Origin of the sequence: Streptomyces sp. NBC_01017, from assembly GCF_045162795.1 — a bacterium.
In the GTDB taxonomy this organism is placed as follows: Bacteria; Actinomycetota; Actinomycetes; order Streptomycetales; family Streptomycetaceae; genus Streptomyces; species Streptomyces machairae.
This window is the reverse complement of the sequence record NZ_CP108683.1, coordinates 10269077-10286619: the sequence shown is the minus strand read 5'-3', so window position 1 is coordinate 10286619 and position 17543 is coordinate 10269077. Positions and strand designations below refer to the sequence as shown.

Here is a 17543-nt window from a genome sequence, read left to right as displayed (position 1 = left end):
CGTTCGGCCCGGTCATTCACCGGCGGGCGGCGACCAGGCGGCGGACTCGTGACACACCGTGGGGCGCAGGTGGCACAAGCGGTGCCCGGTGAACCGGAGTCGGGCGAGGATCAGCCCGGAAACGCGACCTTGCTCGAACATGTTTGCTGCCGGAGGATACGGCAACGCGATGTCCATGAGCCCATCGAACAATGACACCAGTCAAGACTCCGTATCCGCGAAGGAAGCGGCGGCCAAGGCTCGTCGCACCGCGTCGCGGGCGACCGCTCCGGCATCGAAAGCGGCAGGCAAGGCTGCCGACAAGGCCGGTGACGCGGCGTCAGCCGCCGCGGGCACGGCGGAGCGGACGGCCGCGGCGACCACCGCGGTCGCCCACACGGCAGCCGAGCGCGTCGAAGCCGGCCGCCAGGCCGTCGTCGCCGCCTCGGGGCAGGCCGTCGCCCTCGCGAAGACGACCTGGACGCTCATCGCCAACCGCAAGATCGTCGTCGCGGGCGCCGGCGCCGGGCTGACCGCGCTGGGCGTGGCGTCGTACGCGGCGGGTCGGCGTGCGGGCCGGCGCACACTGGGGCCGATCACCCGCATGACCGGCGGCCGGATCTGACCCGACCGGCACCCCGCCCCGCCCAGCGGGCAAGGCGCTGCCGCAGTAGGGCGGCAGCGCCTTCGCGCTAACCGAGAGGCGGTGTGCGTGCGGTGTCGAGGCCTGGGCGAAGGGCCTCCCCCACACACGCGCGCCACCCCTGCGCACTAGGTGCTGGAAGGCGCGAGCGTGGGGTACGGGAGAGGCAAGTCCCTATGCAGTCCCGTAGAACCCAATTCCGGCCACACTCGGGGCGGGCAACTCACTGATTCGTGAGCATGCCTTCACGCAGACGGGCGAGGGTACGGGACAGCAGACGGGAGACGTGCATCTGCGAGACGCCCAGAAGCTCGCCAATATTGGCCTGGGTGAGTTCCTCCACGAACCGCATGTGGATGATCTGCCGGTCCCGCTCATCGAGTTCGGCAATCAGCGGGGCCAGAGCGTGGAAGTCCTCCACCAGCTCGAGAGCCTGGTCCTCGGCGCCGATGAAGTCCTGCAGCACCGCTTCGCCGTCCTCGCCGCCGCTGAGGGTGGCGTCCAGAGAAGAGGAGTTGTAGCCGTTCGCGGCGAGGCGGGCCTCGTGCACCTCTTCCTCGGGAAGGCTCATGAGCTCCGACAGCTCGTTCACCGTCGGGGTGCGCCCCAGGCGACTGCGCAGTTCCTCCGTGGCGCGCGCGAGCTGGACGCGGGCTTCCTGCAGCCGACGGGGCACGTGCACGGCCCAGGTGGTGTCGCGGAAGAACCGCTTGATCTCACCCACGATGTAGGGGATGGCGAACGAGGTGAACTCCACCTCCCGGGAGAGGTCGAAGCGGTCTATCGCCTTGATCAGCCCGATCATGCCGACCTGGACGATGTCCTCCATCTCCTCCGGCCCTCGGCTGCGGAACCGGCCGGCCGCGAAGCGGACCAGGGACATGTTCATCTCGATCAGCGTGTTCCGCGCGTACTGGTACTCCCCAGTGCCCTCCTCCAACACCGCCAGCTGATCGAAGAACACCTTGGACAGCTCTCGGGCATCCTTCGGCGCCACCTGAGAGGGATCGGCGACCTCCGGCAGCTCGCTGGTCTGCGTATGCGCTGCAGGCGTGCTCGTGATGGCCATGATGTTCCTCTCCCAGAACCGCGGCAGCCGCTGCCGCTTGAAACGGCTGACCGACAGCGCGTACCCCTTCGTTCCGCGCTCACACCCACAACCATGCGAAGCGCGGAAGCAGTGCCGAACCCGGCGCGGCGTGGAGCAGCATGCAGACGCGCCGGCTCAAGCCGCGGCTCACACGGCGCGAACCCACGCACGGGTTCGGCGTCATGAGGGTGAGGAGCTGCACTTTCCGGGCACACGGACCACGCACTCAATTGGCCCGGAGGAGAAGAAATGGCGCAGGACATGAGAGCTGCGGGATGGGCCCGTTCGCTGCCGATCAGCAGTGGAGTGAAGACGGCCAGGGACTGGACGCGCAGTCATCTGGTGGCCCTCGGGTGGGAACGGACAGCACCCGATCTGGTGGACTCAATCGTCCTGGCCGTGTCCGAGCTGGTCACCAACGCGCACATTCACGCCCACACCACAGCACAACTCATCCTCACGCGGGACGAGGAATGCCTGCACGTGACAGTGCATGACGCCTCGGCCCAGCTACCCGAACAGCGCCACGCCGGCGACGAAGCCGCCGGTGGACGTGGGTTGTTCCTGGTCGACGCCCTCGCCCATGAGGTGGCGGCACGCCGTTGCCCTCGCGGCAAGGACGTCACAGCCTGCTTCGAGCCGCCGCCCGCATCCGCCCCGCCAGATGGATGCAGCGAGGGCTGAGGGCCGGGATCGGCATGGGGGGCGTTCACTTCGCGAGATCCGAGTGACGTCCCCGAGCCTCAATAAGCCCGGACGCCCCGGACCATCGCCAGGCGCCTCCCGCGCCATTCCCGGCCTCACTCCAGAACAGATGGCACCCGCAAGTTGTGGTGAACGGTTCGCACCCTGTTATTGCGCGCGAGAGACTGGTCTCCGGCCGACATGTGACTGGAGGTGACAGAAAATGCGTGGTTCACCGGAGGCTGAGGGAACGACATCACTGCCCACCCCGCTGGACGGCGAGCTGACTGTGTCACCTCTGACCGGTGATAGGGGGTGGCGGGTGGCCAGTGAGATCACGCCGGCCACGCACCGAGACGGGGAGCAGATGCTGGACGGACTCGTTCGGAGCGATGCGCCGGAGTGTCATCTGGACCTGTCCGCAGTGAACTTCGCCGACGTTGCAGGGGTGTGGCCGAAGCTGCACGGGATCGAGGTGGTGTCATGACGACCGGATCGGCTGCCACCGAACCCTTCGTGCACCCAGCACTGTTCTACCGGGGTGAGCAGGAGTACCTCGAAGGGACCGTCCCCTTCATCCGCAATGGACTCAAAGGCGGGGAGCCGGTGGCGGTCGCCGTGCCGGGCCCGAACTTGGCCATGCTCAAGGAAGCTCTGGGCGCTGACGCAGGATCCGTACGCTTCATCGACATGACCGAAGCCGGCCGCAACCCGGGGCGGATCATCCCGAACGTGCTCCGCGCCTTCACTGACGCCCACCCAGCCACGCGGGTCCGGATCATCGGAGAGCCGATCTGGCCCGGCCGCAGCAGCCTGGAGTACCCGGCCTGCGCCCAGCACGAGGCACTGATCAACCCCGCCTTTCAAGGCCGGGAAGCGACCATCCTGTGTCCCTATGACGCTGACCGGCTCGAGGAACGCGTCCTCGCCGACGCGTATGCCACCCACCCGCTGATCGTCTCCGGCCCATCCCAGCATCCGAGCCCGTCCTTTGCCCCCGGGCACATCGTGGAGCTGTACAACCAGCCGCTGGGGCCGGTGCCCACGTCGGCCCAATCGCGGGAGTTCGGTGCACGGGAGCTGTCGGCCACGCGGCACTTCGCCGTCGAGTGCGCAGCACAACTCGGGCTGCAGGGAGTGCGTCTGGAAGACCTGGCGCTGGCGGTGGCCGAGCTCACCACCAACAGCGTCATACATGGGGGCGGTTCCGGCACCGTGCGAGTGTGGGCGCAGGACGCTCAGGTGGTGTGCGAGGTCAGCGACCGCGGGTATCTGAGCGATCCGCTGGTCGGGCGCCGTCCGCCCGCTCGTGACCAGCGGGGAGGCAGGGGCCTACTGCTGGTGCATTGCGTCGCAGACCTCGTGCGTGTGCACACTGACGCTGACGGCACGGTCATCCGGTTCTGCATCGGCTCCTAGCGGACGGGTCCACCATCGGACGATCGCGGCTGCCGGCCGGAGGCCCACAGCGACGCACGGCAGGAGGAGCGGAAGGAACTGCGGCCCCTCGGTGACTGGATGGATCGCGCCACCGCGACCGAAGCCCACGTCGCGTGAAGCCCTACGGCACGTCAGTCCTTGCCACGGTCCCCGACGACCACAAGGAACGCGTCCGACTGCAGGTCCATGACGACGGTCGCGTCGGACTCGCCCTCATCCCGTAGCCGGGCCGCACACTCCTCCGCCGGCCACGATCCACGCGGAGCTCCCGCTGGAAACCGCTCCAACACCTTCGCGCCCATGGCGTATCCACCTCCGTCGCCGCCGTAAGAAACGCGTGCTGTTCACTCGTTCCTCAACATCCGCCTGCCCGCGATTTGTCGGTGTACGCAATGCGGAAGGCGGACCGCCGTCGTGGTCGGCCGTCGGCACCGCGACGGCGGGGACCTTGTCGAGCAGAGGCAGGGTGGGGTGACATCGGCCATGCAACCCCAACAGTTGAAGGGTGCCGCAAGCGCACCCGGACGGTCAGAAGGAATTCAGGCGTCCTTATTCGACCGGTCCACTTCACATGACAGTCGGGGACCCTGAATTCGTTCGCGCGTATAGTTATACGTTACCCCAGGTAACGTGCCGAATTGGATTGAACCAATGACGGAACAATCGCTTCCGCACGGAAAGAAGAAGCCCGTTCACCTTGCGATCGCAACCGGGGCCCGACCCGACGAAGCGTCACGGCGGGACGTACAACCGCCACCTCACCGACACTGACCTGCGAGTTTATGAAAGCGTTCCGACCTGATCATCCTCACAGGGCCGACAAAGGGCCCATGTGAGACGTTCATGGAATACAGCCGAAATTCCGACACCGGGGCAATATTCTTAAACCAGGGGATCGACTTGCCGCAACCTCAGGCTTAACGTATCCGCTGGCACACGCAAGGAAGCCAACGCAATAGGCTTCCGGACATTGCTGCCACAGAAACGGCTTTCTTTCCGGTCGTCGCGCGTCCCCTAATCCGTCAACGCCGCCGACGTTTGCACCAGTATTCTTGCCGGGCCCAGGAGCGAGCTCGATCAGCCGCGCGCCAGGACCGCCAGAGGACACAACGGAGCGATAAGTAGGATGCGGTTCCAGCTGTTAGGGCTCCTGAGTATCACCGACGGTGAGCACGCCGCCGTCCTACAGCCCTCCAAGCCCACGAATCTCCTGGCCGCCCTGCTCATTCACTCCGGCGCGGTGGTCTCGACCGACTATCTGTTACGCGCCGTCTGGGACACCGAGCCCCCAGCCACGGCCAGGGCCGCCCTGCAGAGCTGCGTCCTGCGGCTGCGCAGGATCTTCGCGAAGTACGGGATAGCCAACGACACCATCGAGGCCGTACCGGGCGGTTACCGGATGCGGATGGACCACGAGACCCTCGACCTCGTCCGCTTCCGCGGCCTGGTCCAGTCGGCCGGCTCCGCCCGCGACGCCGAGACGGAGTCGTACGTACTGCGCGAGGCCCTCGCCCTGTGGCAGGGCCCCGTACTCGCCAACGTCTCCTCGCACATGCTGCACCGCGACGAGGCACCCCGACTGTCGGAGGAACGGCTCAGGGCGCTGGAGCGGCTGTGCGACATCGAACTGGCGCGCGGGCGATGTCGCGAGGTCCTGACCGACGTGTGGGACGCGGCCCGACGACACCCGGAGCGGGAACGTTTCGCTGAGCAGTTGATCGAGGCGCTGTACCGAACCGGCCGCCAGACAGAAGCCCTTGTGGAGATCCGGGCCGTCAAGGAGCGGCTGAAGGAGGAGTTCGGCATCGATCCGGGCGCGCCTCTCCAGCGGCTGGAGTTGGCCATCCTCCGTGCGAGGAGCTGGACACCGCCCCGGGCCCCAAGGTCCTCCCCGCGATCGAGGCACGGGCATCCACGCGACCGGCTGCACTGCCGGGCGGGGTCGCCAGGGCCGATCTGCCGTGTCGGGCGCCGGCCGAAACTCCGGCACAGGAACAGGCACCGGCTGTCGCGGCCCTTCCGCCTGCCGCCTCCACGGCTCACGACAAGGCACACGACCCCGCGCACGACCCGACGTCCGCCCGAACCGCAGACACCACCCCCGGCCACACCGTCACCTCCGTGCCCTCCCTCGCCCCCGTCCCCTGCTTCACCGGACGCACCACCCAACTCGCCGCGATTCAATGCGCGTTGACCGCCAATCATCCGCAGACCGGCCTGGTGGTGATCTCCGGAGCCCCCGGCATCGGCAAGACCGCCCTCGCGCTCCAGGCGGCCCACCTGGTTCAGGACGCCTTTCCCGGCGGCTGCTTCACCCTGGCCATGACCGACCCTGACGGCAGTGCGCTCAGTACGGCGGAGGCCATGGAGCGGCTCCCCTCCCCGAGCCGCCCGGGGCGTCGGCTGCTCGTCCTCGACGATGTGGCGAGCGCCGGGCGGATACGGCCCCTGCTCCCCTCCCCCGCCGAAGGTGCCGCCGTCGTGACCAGCAGACGCGGACTCGCGGGCCTGGTCGCCACGCACGGCGGCGTCGTGCATCGCCTCGATACGCTCGGCGAGCAGGAGTCCTACGACCTCCTGGTCGCGACCCTGGGCGCCGAGCGGGTCGGACAGGAACCGGACGCCGCGCGCGAACTCGCCCGCATGTGCGGGCACTTCCCCCTCAGCCTGCGGATCGCCGCCGCCCGTCTGCTGACCCGGCCCGGCCTCGGCATCGCCGACTGCGTGAGCTGGCTGGCCAAGGACCTGCCCGCACGCCTCTCCCTCGCCGACGAGCCGCTGATGTCCGTACCCCAGGTCTTCGAAGCCGCTCTGCGGCGGCTCGATCCCCATCTGTGTGAGGCCTTCCTGCTGCTCGCCGCGCAATTCGAGGGCGGCGGGAACCCGGATTCGCCGCCGCCCGACGAGGTGCTCGAACAGCTCGCGGACGCCGGATTCGTCGAGGAGGGCCCGCCCAAGCCGTACCGCATCCACGAACTGCTCAGGATCTACGCGCGTCAGCTCGCCGCGCCCGCCCGAACTCCCGGCTGACCGCCTCCCGTTGCCCCCCGCACCACCCGGTCCCCCGCCCCCACCGCCCCTCCGACCCGAGGTGACATCCGCATGCTTTCCGCACGGTACGACGCCGTCGCCGCGACGCGCCCCCGGATCCGCCGTGACGTCCTGTTCACCCAGACCCCCGACGGTGTCCTCTTCCACAACGCCGACGGCGGATTCCGGCTGACGGCCAAGTCGGCGTACCGGTTCGCCACGCTTCTCGTGCCCCACTTCGACGGCGAGCACACGGTCGCCGAGATCTGCGAGGGGTTCGGCGACCGGCAGCGCGCCATGGTCGGCGAGCTTGTCGGCACGCTGTACGAGCGAGGCTTCGCGCGTGACGTCCCGTCCGGACCCGCGGCGGACGCGTCCGCCGAGCCGGAGCCGTCCGCCGGCGTGGCCCGCCGGTTCGAGGCGCAGATCGCCTATGTCGACCACTACGCCGACGACGCGGCGCGGCGCTTCCAGCGGTTCCGTGACACGCGCGTGGCCGTCGTGGGCACCGACCTGGTGGCCCGCTGGTGTGCGCTGAGTCTGATCCGCAACGGCGGCGCGGCCGTCGGCCTACTGCCCGACCTCGACCGCGAGGCAATCGCGCAGGAGGCGGCGGCCGCCGCGGCCGAGGGCTGCCCGGTCGAGGTCCGCGACCTCGCGGACGGGCCGGTGAGCTGGGACAGCCTGGACGGGTACGACGTCGTCGTCGTGACCGGCGGGCCGGACGCGCCGCGGGTGATTCTTGCGCTGCTGCGGGCCGGCGTGCCCGCGGGCCGCACGCTCCTGCCGGCCTGGTCCTTCGGGCGGCAATCGGTCGCCGGACCGGCCATGTCGGCTCAGACAACAGGGTGTTGGGCGTGTGCGGTGCTGCGTCTCGGCGCCAACGGGGCCTCCGCTCCGGCCGCCGACGTGTGGAGTGCGCTGGCGCTGGGCCTGCCGGCCACCACGCCGGTTGCAGGCGGTCCGCTGTCCGCGATGCTCGGCAACCTGCTCGGGTTCGAGGTCTTCAAGTCGGCGACCGGCGCGTTGCCCGCCGAGACGGCCGGGCAGCTGATCGTGCAGGACACGGAGTCGCTGGATGTTGCCTCGGAGCCCCTGCTCCCGCATCCCCGCTGCCCGTTCTGCGCCGACGACACGCTCGCCGAGGTGCCCGAGGTGGATCTGGCGACCGGGGACACCGACGCTTTCGCGCTGCCCACCGTCGACACCGCCCGCGAGGCGGACGAGCTGGTGGCGGAGCTGAACCGCCGCTCGGTGCTGCTGCGGCCGCACGCCGGTGTCTTCCGCCGCTACGACGACGAGGACATCACCCAGACCCCGCTGAAGCTCAGCGTGGTCGAACTCGGCGTGGGGCACGGCCGCCCCCGGCGGATCGCCGCCGCCGACGTCCACCACGTGGCCGGCGCCCGGCTGCGCGCCCTGCACCGCGCCGCCGAGACGTACGCCGAACACGTCGTCCCGCACGCCCGCACCACCACGCCGGCACCCGCGGTCCGCCTCGCCCCGGCCGAGCTGGCCACCGCCACCGGCCTCGGGGGCACGGAGGCGGACGTACGGGAGTGGGAGGCGGCGGTCTCGCTGCTCACGAAGGAGCGGTTCCTGGTGCCGGGCGAGGCCGTGCGCCCGTTCGGTGCCGGCCATCCGGAGCGGCTCTTCGAGGCCACGAGCGCCGGGATGCGGGCCGGTGCGAGCGTGGCCGACGCCGCCGCCCAGGGCATGCTGTCGGCGCTCGCGTACGACGCGCTCCGGCGGACGGTCCGAGGTGCCGCCGTGCCCGGCGTGACCGTGCCCGCCGACGCCGATCCCGAACTCACCTTCCTGATGCGCTCCGCCGGCAACCTCGGTGTCGAGGCCGAGTTGCTCGACCTCGGTGAGCGGGAGCGGTCCGGCGTGTCGGTCGTCCTCGCCCGGGCCGGTACCCGCTGGTCGGTCGGGGCCGAGCTGTCGTACCGGGCCGCGGCCGTGGCGGCGCTGCGGGAGCTGCTGGGGCAGGTTCAGCTGGAGCAGCAGGGGCCGGCCGACGACACGTCGTTCGGGGATCCTTTGCTCAGCGATCTCGACCCGCGCGCCCTGACGGTGATCGGCACTGTGACCGCCGACCCGGACGCCGGCACATCCTGGGCAGACGTACTGCGCCGGCTCGGCGAACAGGCCCGGGACGCACTCGTCGTACCGACCGGCTCCGCGGACCTCGAACGCGCCGGCATCCACGTCGTGCGCGTACTACTGACGTCGGAGGCCCGGCGTGTCGGTTGAGACGACGGCTCCGGCGGTCAGCGTGCCGAGTGCCGTCCGTCTCATGACCGGCCTGCTGCGGGCGGCGCTCGACCGACAGGGGCAGGGCCACATCGATGTGTCGGTGCGCGCGTTGGGGTTCGACGACGCCTTCGCCGGAGAGTACGGCGCGCACGAGCCGGTGCCGGTGCCGGTGCACCTCTACGCGCGGCACGCGATCGTCGGCCCCATGGGCGACTCGCCCTGTCCGCGGTGTCTGGGCCGGCGCTGGCAGGCGGTGCGTTCCGTGCCTCTGCGTGACGCACTGGAACTCGGCGGTCCCGCCCACGAGTCGGGGGCGTGGCCCTACGCCGTCCCGTTCGCGGCCGACGCGCTCGCCGTGGTCGTGGCACAGGCGCACACGGCCCCGGCGCGCGAGCCGTTCCCGGACGTACGGGTGCTGGATCTGGAGTCGTTGTCGGTGCGTGGCTATCCGCTGGTGCCGGATCCGCAGTGCCCGGCGTGTTCCCGGCCGGTCGCCGACACGCCGGAGGGTGCCGTCGTCTCGCTCGGCTCCGCGCCCAAGCACACGCCCGGGTCCTTTCGACTGCGTCCTGTCGAGGCCTACGGCATCGACATCGCGGCCTTCGCGAACCCGGTGTGCGGCGCGCTCGGCCCGTCCCTCGTACAGGACGTGTCGTCCACGTCGACGTCGGCGACCATCGGCTGCTTCTCGATGCGCTCCGGGGAGTACCTGCGGGAGACGTTCTGGGGCGGGCACGCGGCGTCCTACGGGGCCAGCGCGCGGATCGGCGTTCTTGAGGGGCTGGAGCGGTACGCCGGCATGCGGGCGCGCGGCAAGCGGACCCGGGTGACGGGGACGCCGGCGGAGTTCGGCGCCGACGCCGTTGATCCGCGCGAAGTGGGTCTGTACTCCGAGGCCTTCCACCGCGACAACCCGCACGTCGTGCCCTTCGCCCCCGATCGGGAGATCCCCTGGGTATGGGGCTGGTCGCTGCGGGACCGGGCGCCCCGGCTGGTGCCGGAGATCCTGACGTACTATCACGCGCCCGGGCTGGAGAACCGGTTCGTGCAGGAGAGCTCCAACGGCTGCGCCTCGGGCGGCTGTGCCGAAGAGGCCGTCTACTTCGGACTGATGGAGGTCGTCGAACGGGACGCCTTCCTGCTCACCTGGTACGGGCGGCAGTCCCTGCCCGAGATCGACCCGGCGACCAGCACCCGCCCTGCCACCCGGAACATGGTCGACCGACTGGCCATGTACGGCTACCGGGCCCGCTTCTTCGACACCCGCGTCACGTTCCCGATCCCCGTCGTCACTGCCGTCGCCGAACGCGTCGACGGCGGTCCGGGCCGGATGTGCTTCGGCGCGGGTGCCGGTCTGGACCCGGAGTCCGCGCTGGACGCGGCACTGTGCGAGATCGCCACCGACGCGGTGAACCTCCAGGGACGGACCGAGCGCGACGAGGCCCGACTGCGCGCCATGGCCGGAGACTTCTCACAGGTGACGGACCTGCACGACCATCCGCTCGTCTACGGCATCCCCGAGATGGGCGCGCATGCCGACTTCCTGCTGCGCGGCCGGACGGTCACGAAACAGCTCGCGGTCTCCGATCTGGCCTGGCCGGACGCGACCGGAGCGCCCGTCTCGCCCGATCTGCGGGACGACCTGGAACGGTGTGTCGTCGCCGTGACCGGCGCCGGGTTCGACGTCGTCGTCGTGGACCAGACGCTGCCCGAACAACGACGGCTGGGACTGCGCACGTTCAGCGTCCTCGTACCCGGCCTGCTCCCGATCGACTTCGGCTGGTCGCGCCAGCGGGCTCTCGGCATGCCGCGGCTGCGTACGGCTCTGCGTGAGGCGGGCCTGCGCGACCGGGATCTGGAGGCCGCCGACCTCAATCCGGCTCCGCACCCCTTCCCCTGACGACCCGCGATCTCCCCATCCCCCACAACCCTCCACGCCCAGCAGAGGAGAGTCCCATGGGCTACGCCCATGAATACGCGACGGCCATCATGCACCGGGGCCGGATCCCGATGGAGCCGGCTGACTTCGTGCCCGACTGGGCGGACCGTCCGCGCAAGGCGAAGTACTACCCGGGCGCCGAGTCGTTCCCGCTGCCCGACGCGCCCTACCCCGCCGACGCCACGGTCACGGCCGGCCTCCTGGCCGACGACATGCCGGACGCGGGGCGTTTCTCGCTGCCCCTGCTCTCCGGCATGCTGCTGGACTCCTATGGCCTGACCGGCCGCCGTCTCGGAGTCCAGGCCAACACCGACCTCGGTGCCCTCCCGCACTACACGCAGGCCAACTGGTCCCGGGGCACCGCCTCGGGCGGCGGTCTCTACCCGGTGAGCATCTACTGGATCTCCGGCCCGTCGGGGCCGCTCACGCCGGGCGTGCACTACTACTCACCGCCTCGCCACGCCATGCAGCGGCTGCTGGCCGGCGACGTGAGCGGGGAGGTGGCCGCGGCGCTCGGATCGTACGGGGCGGCGACGGACCAGTTCTTGGTCCTCGGCGTCAAGTACTGGCAGAACGCGTTCAAATACAACAGCTTCTCCTTCCACGCCGTGAGCATGGACGTGGGCGCGCTGCTCCAGACCTGGCGCGTCTGGGCGCGTGCCCGCGGACTGAGGGTGGCCCCCGCGCTGTGGTTCGACGAGGCGGAGCTGGCCCGGCTGCTGGGGCTGGGCGAGGACGAGGAAGGGCTGTTCGCGGTCGTTCCGCTGCTGTGGGACGGTACGGAGGCGGAGGGCACCTCGCCAGGGACGCCGGGCGCGGCCGTCCGTCGGCGTGACCAGGAGCGGTCCCGGACCGTCCTCGACTTCGAGACCCTGCACCGGATCCACCGTGCCACCGCCGAGCACGCCACCGACCGGCCCGGCCCCGAGGCGCTCCGGCCCAGCGCGCCCGCCCCGCCGGCCACGACCACCGACCCCGTCGCCCTTCCTCCCGCGGGGTTCCCGGACGTCGGCGTCCGTACGGCCCTGCGCTCCCGGCGCAGCAGCTTCGGCCGCTTCGACGCGACGGTCCCGGTGACGGCCACGCAGTTGGCCACCACGCTCGCGGCCTGCGCGGGGACGCGGCTCGACAGCGACGCGGAGCCTGCCGGCACCCCGCGTCAGGCCCGGCTGTACGCGTTCGTCAACCATGTCGACGGCGTCACGCCCGGCGCGTACGCCTACGAGCCCGACACGCACACGCTGCACCTGGTGGCGCCCGGCGCGCCGGGCTCGTTCCTGCAGCGCACCTACTTCCTGTCCAACTACAACCTCGAACAGGCCGGCGCCGTCATCGTGCCGACCATGCGGACGACGGCGGTGCTGGACGCGGTCGGCGACCGGGGCTACCGGCTGGTCAACGCCACCGTCGGGGCGATCGCGCAGAGCTTCTACACCGCCTCGGCGGCCCTCGGGCTGGGCGCCGGTGTGGCGCTCGGCTTCGACAACATCTCGTACATCGAGGAGCTGGGGCTTGCGGACGCCGGCGAGGCGCCGCTGCTGATCATGCTGCTCGGCAACGAGCGTCCGTGTCCTGCCGACTTCCGCTCCGACATCGTCTGACAGGGGGCCGCCGTGACACCGAGAACCAGCTGGCAGCCCGGGCACCGCTTCCTCCTGCGGGTCGCCGGGCTGCCCGTCGAGTCCGTCCGTGCCCTGCGCTGCCCCGACACCGCCCGCTGGGCCGACGAGGTGCTGGCCGCCGAGGAGGAGCTTCTGGAGCGGGGCCGGGAGCTGAGCGACGTACTGCACGCGCTCGTCCCGGCCGCCGACCGGCTCTTCCCCGGCGACGGCCGCCGCCGGCACCTGCTGGCGCTGCGCCGGGACATCTTCAACAACCGCCTGCCCAAGGGCGACCCGCCCGCACTCGACCTCATCGAGGCGCTGGACCCGGCCGTGGCCGAGCGGACCGGGCAGTGGCTGGAGAGCAGGCGGGCGCTCGACCTGCTGCACCGCCGGGGGGCCACGCTGCTCGGCGATGAACTCGCCGGAACACGGGGCGTGTTGCGGGCGCTGCTCGACGAGGACCGGCTGCGGCACGGGCTGTTGCTCGCGTCACCGACGCTGGAAGGGCGGCTGGAGTCCTATGTGCGGCTCGGCGCGGGTGAACGGCCGGACAAGCGGCTGCGGAAGATCGAGCGTTCGGTGCTGTCCTACCTGTACCGGACGGCCTGCAAGACCAGCCCGTTCAGCACGTTCACGGGTGTCGCCCTCGGCACGTTCGGCGACGGCGACGACCCGTCGATCGCGCTGCGCGCCGAGTGGCGGGGGCGGGTGCGGCTGAACGTCGTGGTCCTTGCGCGGTTCGCGGAGCAGATCCTCGCCTCTCCCGCACTGCGCGCCGATCTGCCGGTGCGGCTCGCGTCCGGGTGGGGCGGCGACGATCAGCGGGTGCGGTACGTGCGGCGCTGGGTCACGACCGGCGACGACGACGCGGCGGTCACCTTCGACGCGGTGAAGGACCGGCTGTTCTTCCTGCGCCGCAGCGGCACACTGGACCGCCTCATCGCCCTGCTGAGCGAACGGGACCTGCGCTACGGCGAGGTGGTCGACTGGCTGCGCGCCGAGTACGACGCCGACGCCTTGCTGTGCGAAACGTATGTGTCGGCGCTGCTCCAGCTCGGCATGATCCGTGTCCCGAGCCTGGACACCGACGTGCACACCGCCGACCCGCTGCGCTCCTTCCAGGACGCACTGCGGGCACTGGACCGGCCGTGGGCTCATGACCTCGCCGGAGAGCTGAACACCGCGGCCGAGCTGATCGACGCCTACCCGCACGCGGACACAGCCAGGCGTGCGCGGCTGCTGCGCCGGCTGCGCGCCGGTCTCGGCGAGGCTCAGAAGCTGCTGGGCATCGAGGAGCCGTCCCTGCCGCAGACCCTGCTCTACGAGGACGCCGACGCCGGAGTCGACGTGTCCTGCGGGCTGGGCGCCTGGACCGGCACGGGCGGCGGCGCGCTGCGCTCGGTGGAGCGGATCCTGCCGGCCTTCGACCTGACGCTGCCTCAGCGGGTGACGTTCAAGGGGTTCTTCCTGGCCCGGTACGGCAAGGGCGGCCGCTGCGACGACCTGCTCGGTCTCGTGCACGACTTCCACGAGGACTTCTTCGACCAGTACCTCTCCTTCACCGCCAAGCGGTCCCCGTTCGACGCGCGAGGCGAGTACGTACCTGAGGAGAACTGGCTCGGTCTGGCCGACCTCAAGTCCCTGGACCGGGCCCGACGGACGTTCATCGACCGGATGCGCGCGCTGTGGGCCGGGCACTCCGGGGATACGGACGTCGTGCTGGACGACGCGCACCTCGACGAGGTGGCGGCCGAACTGGACGGCCTGCGGGCCCCGTTCACCCCGCAGAGCCACCACCTCCAGCTCACCACGGAGGGCGGTGAGCCGCTGATGGTGCTCAATCGCTCCTACGGCGGACTGTCGTTCCCGTTCAGCCGGTTCACGCACGTCTGGGACGAGCCGTCCGGCCCCGGCCTCTCGGAACCGCTCCGGGAGCAGGCCACCCGGCTGACGCCACCCGGAGCCGTGCTCGCCGAGCTGACCGGCGGGCCTGTGACGACCAACCTCAACCTGCACGGACGCCTGACCGAGTACCAGATCGTCTGCCCCGGCGAGTCGAGCAGCGTCCCCGAGGACCGCCGTATCCACCTGGAGGATCTCCGCCTCGAACACGACGAGGACGAGGACAGGCTGCTGCTGCGCTCCGAGCGGCTCGGCCGTGAGGTGATCCCGGTGTACCTCGGCTACCTGGTGCCGCTCGCCCTCCCCGAGACCCCGCGCACACTGCTTCTTCTGTCGCCCACCTCGATGGCCCCGCTCGACGTCTGGGCCGGTGTCCCGCACGGCCCTGCGCACGAGGGCGTCACCCGCCGGCCCCGTGTGCGGCACGGCAACCTCGTGCTCGCCCGGCGCGGCTGGTCCACGACCGCCGCGGCGCTGCCCACCCGGCCGGCCGGCACGCCGGACGACGAGGTGTTCCTGGCCTGGCGGCGCTGGCGCCGCACGCACGGGCTGCCCGGCCACGTCTTCGTCACCGTCTCCAGCGGCCCCCGGGGCGGAGCGGGCGCCAAGCCGCAGTACCTCGACTTCGACAGCCCGCTGTCGCTCACCGCCTTCGAGGCACTGGTCAAGTCGCCGGACGACCGGATCGAGCTGCGCGAGATGCTCCCGGCGGAGAGCGGCCTGCACGTCGTCTCCGAACGTGGCGGCCACGTGGCCGAGCTGTCGGTCGAGACCTTCACCTCACACAGCCGTTTCGAGGAGAGCCCCGCATGACCGACCCGACCCCCGACCCCGGCAAGTGGCAGGCCATGCACATCTTCTACGCCGCCAACCCGCAGCCCCTGCTGGTGAAGTGCGTGGGCCCGCTGATCCGGGACCTGACCGGCGACGGGCTGCTCGCCGGGCACTTCTTCATCAACTACTGGCTGGAGGGCCCGCACGTGCGGCTCCGGCTGCGGCCGGCGAGCAAGGAGGCAACGGCCGAGGTGCGCCGCCGGGCCGAGGAAGCCGTCGACACGTTCCTGCGCAGCCGTCCGGCGCTGTACGAGGTCGACTCGGGGTTCCTCAACGAGTTCTACAACACCCTCTTCGAGATCGAGTTCCCGGAGCGCGATCGCGGGGATTTCATGGGCGAGGACGGCCGGATGCGGCTGCGCCCGAACAACTCACGTTCCTACGAGCCGTACGAGCCGGAGTACGGCAAGTACGGCGGGCCGGCCGGAGTCGCGCTGGCGGAGTGGCACTTTGCCCACTCCAGCGATCTGGTCATCGGGGCACTGGGCTCGATGAACCTGCACCTGAGGACCGTACTGCTCGGCACCTCGGCCCAGTTGATGATGGTGATGGCGAGCTGCTTCCTGCCCGACGAGGACGACCTCGCCGATTATCTGGAGCGGTACTACGACTTCTGGCACCGCGCGTTCCCGGGCACGGGGTTCATCGGTTCCTCGGAGTACGACCGCAGCTACGCCGAGATGGCGCCGCGGCTGGGCCGCCGCTTCGACGAGATACGCCGGGCCGTCGCCGCGAACCGGCTCGACCGGCTGCCCGCGTTTCTGCGCGGCTGGGCGGCGCACTGCCTGGAGCTGCGGCACAAGGCGATCGCGCTGGCCGAGGCGGGCGACCTGGTCTTCCGGTCCTGGGACGGCACCCGCGACGAGCAGGTCACCGACCCGGCGCTCGCCCTGCCGCTGCTCCTCTCGCCATACATGCACATGACCAACAACCGGCTGCATGTGACGATCCGCGACGAGGCGTACCTCGCCCACATCCTCGGCCGGGTGCTGCGCTCGGGCACCGGAGCCGCGTCGGAGTCCCTCTCATGACACCCGACGTCTTCACACACCGGCCCCGGCTGCGGCCGGACATCCTGCTCAGCGCGCCCCTGCTGCGCGGTCCTGCCACCGTGCACCTGATCAAGGATCCGGCGGACGGCTCGTCGTTCGAGGTGGGGCCGAAGGAGTACTTCCTGATCTCCCGGCTGGACGGGGACCGCAGCCTCGAGGAGATCGGCGCCGAATACGCAGCCGCCTTCGGGCGACGCCTCGGTGAGGCCAACTGGCAGCAGCTCCTGGGCCTGTTGGGCACCAAGCGGCTCCTCGAAGGAGCGCCCGCCCGCGACGTCCCCGCGGCCCCGCCTTCCTCGCCCTTCACCGGCAACCTCTACAAGGGCAGCCTGCGACTGGTCGCCGACGCCGGGGCGACGACCGGGCGACTGCACCGGGCCCTGCGCCCGCTCCTATGCCCGCCGGTCCTGATCGCCCTGCTGACGCTCTGCCTGGTCATGGAGGTCGTCCTGGCCGCGGGCGCCGGCCCGCTCGTACGGGACACATGGTGGCTGCTCCGGCAACCGGTGGCACTGGTGGGCGTGTTCACCCTGCTGTGGCTGAGCACCGCCTGTCACGAGCTGGCGCACGGCGTGGCCGCCCGGCACCACGGCGGCACGGTGAGCGAGATCGGCCTGCGCTGGCGGCTGCCCGTGGCGATCATGTACTGCCGGGTCGACAACTACCGCTTCCTCGCGAGCCGTCGGCACCCGCTGGTGGTCGGCGTGGCCGGGGCCTTCGCGAACCTGCTGTTCCTGCTGCCCTTCGCCGCCTGGTGGGCGGCACTTGAGCCAGGCGACCCGACGCGCCGGGTGCTTTCGGGACTGCTTCTGCTGGGCAGCGTTCAGGCACTGGTCAACCTGGTGCCACTCCCGCCCCTCGACGGGTACACCATGCTCGGTCATGCCCTGGGTGTGTCCAACCTCGCCCCGGAGAGCGGGCGTTACCTGAGACTGCGCCTGCGCGACCGGCGGGCCGCGGCCGCCTACCCGCGCCGGGCGCGGGCCCTGTACACGGCATACGGGATCGGCTCGTCCGTTCTGGTCTGTCTGATCGCGGCCGGCCTGACCACGGCCGCGTTTGTCCTGCTCACCCCCTGACGGACCTG

Annotated in this window: 13 protein-coding genes and 1 pseudogene; 11 read left to right on the top strand and 3 right to left on the bottom strand. The window is 70.8% G+C overall.

Going from position 1 to position 17543, the window contains the following annotated elements:
- Positions 1–12 precede the first annotated feature (12 nt).
- Complete coding sequence (locus tag OG331_RS46960; protein WP_406210949.1) at positions 13–177, bottom strand: hypothetical protein; 165 nt, start codon at positions 175–177, stop codon at positions 13–15.
- Between OG331_RS46960 and OG331_RS46955 the strand changes: the two genes are divergently transcribed.
- Complete coding sequence (locus OG331_RS46955; protein WP_406209263.1) at positions 170–604, top strand: hypothetical protein; 435 nt, start codon at positions 170–172, stop codon at positions 602–604. The two genes, OG331_RS46960 and OG331_RS46955, sit on opposite strands and share 8 nt — an antisense overlap.
- Positions 605–845: 241 nt before the next feature.
- Here OG331_RS46955 and OG331_RS46950 read toward each other — a convergent pair whose 3' ends face one another.
- Entirely contained in the window at positions 846–1691 is an 846-nt protein-coding gene (locus OG331_RS46950; RefSeq protein ID WP_406209260.1) for an RNA polymerase sigma factor SigF, read from the bottom strand.
- Between the two features lie 270 nt (positions 1692–1961).
- Here OG331_RS46950 and OG331_RS46945 point away from each other — a divergent pair, with 270 nt between their 5' ends.
- From OG331_RS46945 to OG331_RS46935, 3 genes are all read left to right on the top strand, one after another.
- Positions 1962–2396: an ATP-binding protein gene (locus OG331_RS46945; RefSeq protein ID WP_406209258.1), complete on the top strand. Its 435-nt coding sequence runs from the start codon at positions 1962–1964 to the stop codon at positions 2394–2396.
- Positions 2397–2718: 322 nt separating this feature from the next.
- On the top strand, positions 2719–2883 hold the full coding sequence (locus OG331_RS46940) for a hypothetical protein (RefSeq protein ID WP_406209255.1): 165 nt from the start codon (positions 2719–2721) through the stop codon (positions 2881–2883).
- Entirely contained in the window at positions 2880–3815 is a 936-nt protein-coding gene (locus OG331_RS46935; protein ID WP_406209252.1) for an anti-sigma factor RsbA family regulatory protein, read from the top strand. The genes OG331_RS46940 and OG331_RS46935 overlap by 4 nt, the downstream gene beginning before the upstream one ends.
- 152 nt (positions 3816–3967) lie before the next feature.
- On the opposite strand, the gene OG331_RS46930 is transcribed toward OG331_RS46935, so the two are convergent.
- On the bottom strand, positions 3968–4138 hold the full coding sequence (locus OG331_RS46930; RefSeq protein ID WP_406209250.1) for a hypothetical protein: 171 nt from the start codon (positions 4136–4138) through the stop codon (positions 3968–3970).
- Positions 4139–4962: 824 nt separating this feature from the next.
- Here OG331_RS46930 and OG331_RS46925 point away from each other — a divergent pair.
- The 7 genes and pseudogenes from OG331_RS46925 to OG331_RS46895 all read left to right on the top strand — a co-directional run bounded on the left by OG331_RS46925 (position 4963) and on the right by OG331_RS46895 (position 17535).
- A pseudogene (locus OG331_RS46925) lies at positions 4963–6866 on the top strand (BTAD domain-containing putative transcriptional regulator).
- Between the two features lie 72 nt (positions 6867–6938).
- Positions 6939–9122, top strand: coding sequence for a TOMM precursor leader peptide-binding protein (locus OG331_RS46920; RefSeq protein ID WP_406209248.1), 2184 nt, complete (start codon positions 6939–6941; stop codon positions 9120–9122).
- Between the two features lie 43 nt (positions 9123–9165).
- A complete protein-coding gene (locus OG331_RS46915; RefSeq protein WP_406210803.1) occupies positions 9166–11025 on the top strand; it encodes a TOMM precursor leader peptide-binding protein in 1860 nt (619 codons plus the stop codon).
- 56 nt (positions 11026–11081) lie between these two features.
- The gene (locus OG331_RS46910) at positions 11082–12665 is read left to right on the top strand and encodes a nitroreductase family protein (protein ID WP_406209245.1); all 1584 of its coding nucleotides are present in this window, start codon (positions 11082–11084) and stop codon (positions 12663–12665) included.
- A gap of 12 nt (positions 12666–12677) precedes the next feature.
- Positions 12678–15383, top strand: coding sequence for a lantibiotic dehydratase (locus OG331_RS46905; RefSeq protein ID WP_406209242.1), 2706 nt, complete (start codon positions 12678–12680; stop codon positions 15381–15383).
- The gene (locus OG331_RS46900; RefSeq protein WP_406209239.1) at positions 15380–16435 is read left to right on the top strand and encodes a lantibiotic dehydratase C-terminal domain-containing protein; all 1056 of its coding nucleotides are present in this window, start codon (positions 15380–15382) and stop codon (positions 16433–16435) included. The genes OG331_RS46905 and OG331_RS46900 overlap by 4 nt, the downstream gene beginning before the upstream one ends.
- Positions 16432–17535, top strand: a complete 1104-nt coding sequence (locus tag OG331_RS46895) for a peptidase M50 (protein WP_406209236.1) — start codon at positions 16432–16434, stop codon at positions 17533–17535. Before OG331_RS46900 ends, OG331_RS46895 begins: the two co-directional genes overlap by 4 nt.
- Positions 17536–17543: the final 8 nt, after the last annotated feature.

Bases quoted from the DNA above. Each gene is read 5' to 3' on its own strand.
- OG331_RS46955 (WP_406209263.1), top strand. From the start codon at position 170: ATGTCCATGAGCCCATCGAACAATGACACCAGTCAAGACTCCGTATCC.
- OG331_RS46960 (WP_406210949.1), bottom strand. From the start codon at position 177: ATGGACATCGCGTTGCCGTATCCTCCGGCAGCAAACATGTTCGAGCAA.
- OG331_RS46950 (WP_406209260.1), bottom strand. From the start codon at position 1,691: ATGGCCATCACGAGCACGCCTGCAGCGCATACGCAGACCAGCGAGCTG.
- OG331_RS46945 (WP_406209258.1), top strand. From the start codon at position 1,962: ATGGCGCAGGACATGAGAGCTGCGGGATGGGCCCGTTCGCTGCCGATC.
- OG331_RS46935 (WP_406209252.1), top strand. From the start codon at position 2,880: ATGACGACCGGATCGGCTGCCACCGAACCCTTCGTGCACCCAGCACTG.
- OG331_RS46930 (WP_406209250.1), bottom strand. From the start codon at position 4,138: ATGGGCGCGAAGGTGTTGGAGCGGTTTCCAGCGGGAGCTCCGCGTGGA.
- OG331_RS46920 (WP_406209248.1), top strand. From the start codon at position 6,939: ATGCTTTCCGCACGGTACGACGCCGTCGCCGCGACGCGCCCCCGGATC.
- OG331_RS46915 (WP_406210803.1), top strand. From the start codon at position 9,166: ATGACCGGCCTGCTGCGGGCGGCGCTCGACCGACAGGGGCAGGGCCAC.
- OG331_RS46910 (WP_406209245.1), top strand. From the start codon at position 11,082: ATGGGCTACGCCCATGAATACGCGACGGCCATCATGCACCGGGGCCGG.
- OG331_RS46900 (WP_406209239.1), top strand. From the start codon at position 15,380: ATGACCGACCCGACCCCCGACCCCGGCAAGTGGCAGGCCATGCACATC.
- OG331_RS46895 (WP_406209236.1), top strand. From the start codon at position 16,432: ATGACACCCGACGTCTTCACACACCGGCCCCGGCTGCGGCCGGACATC.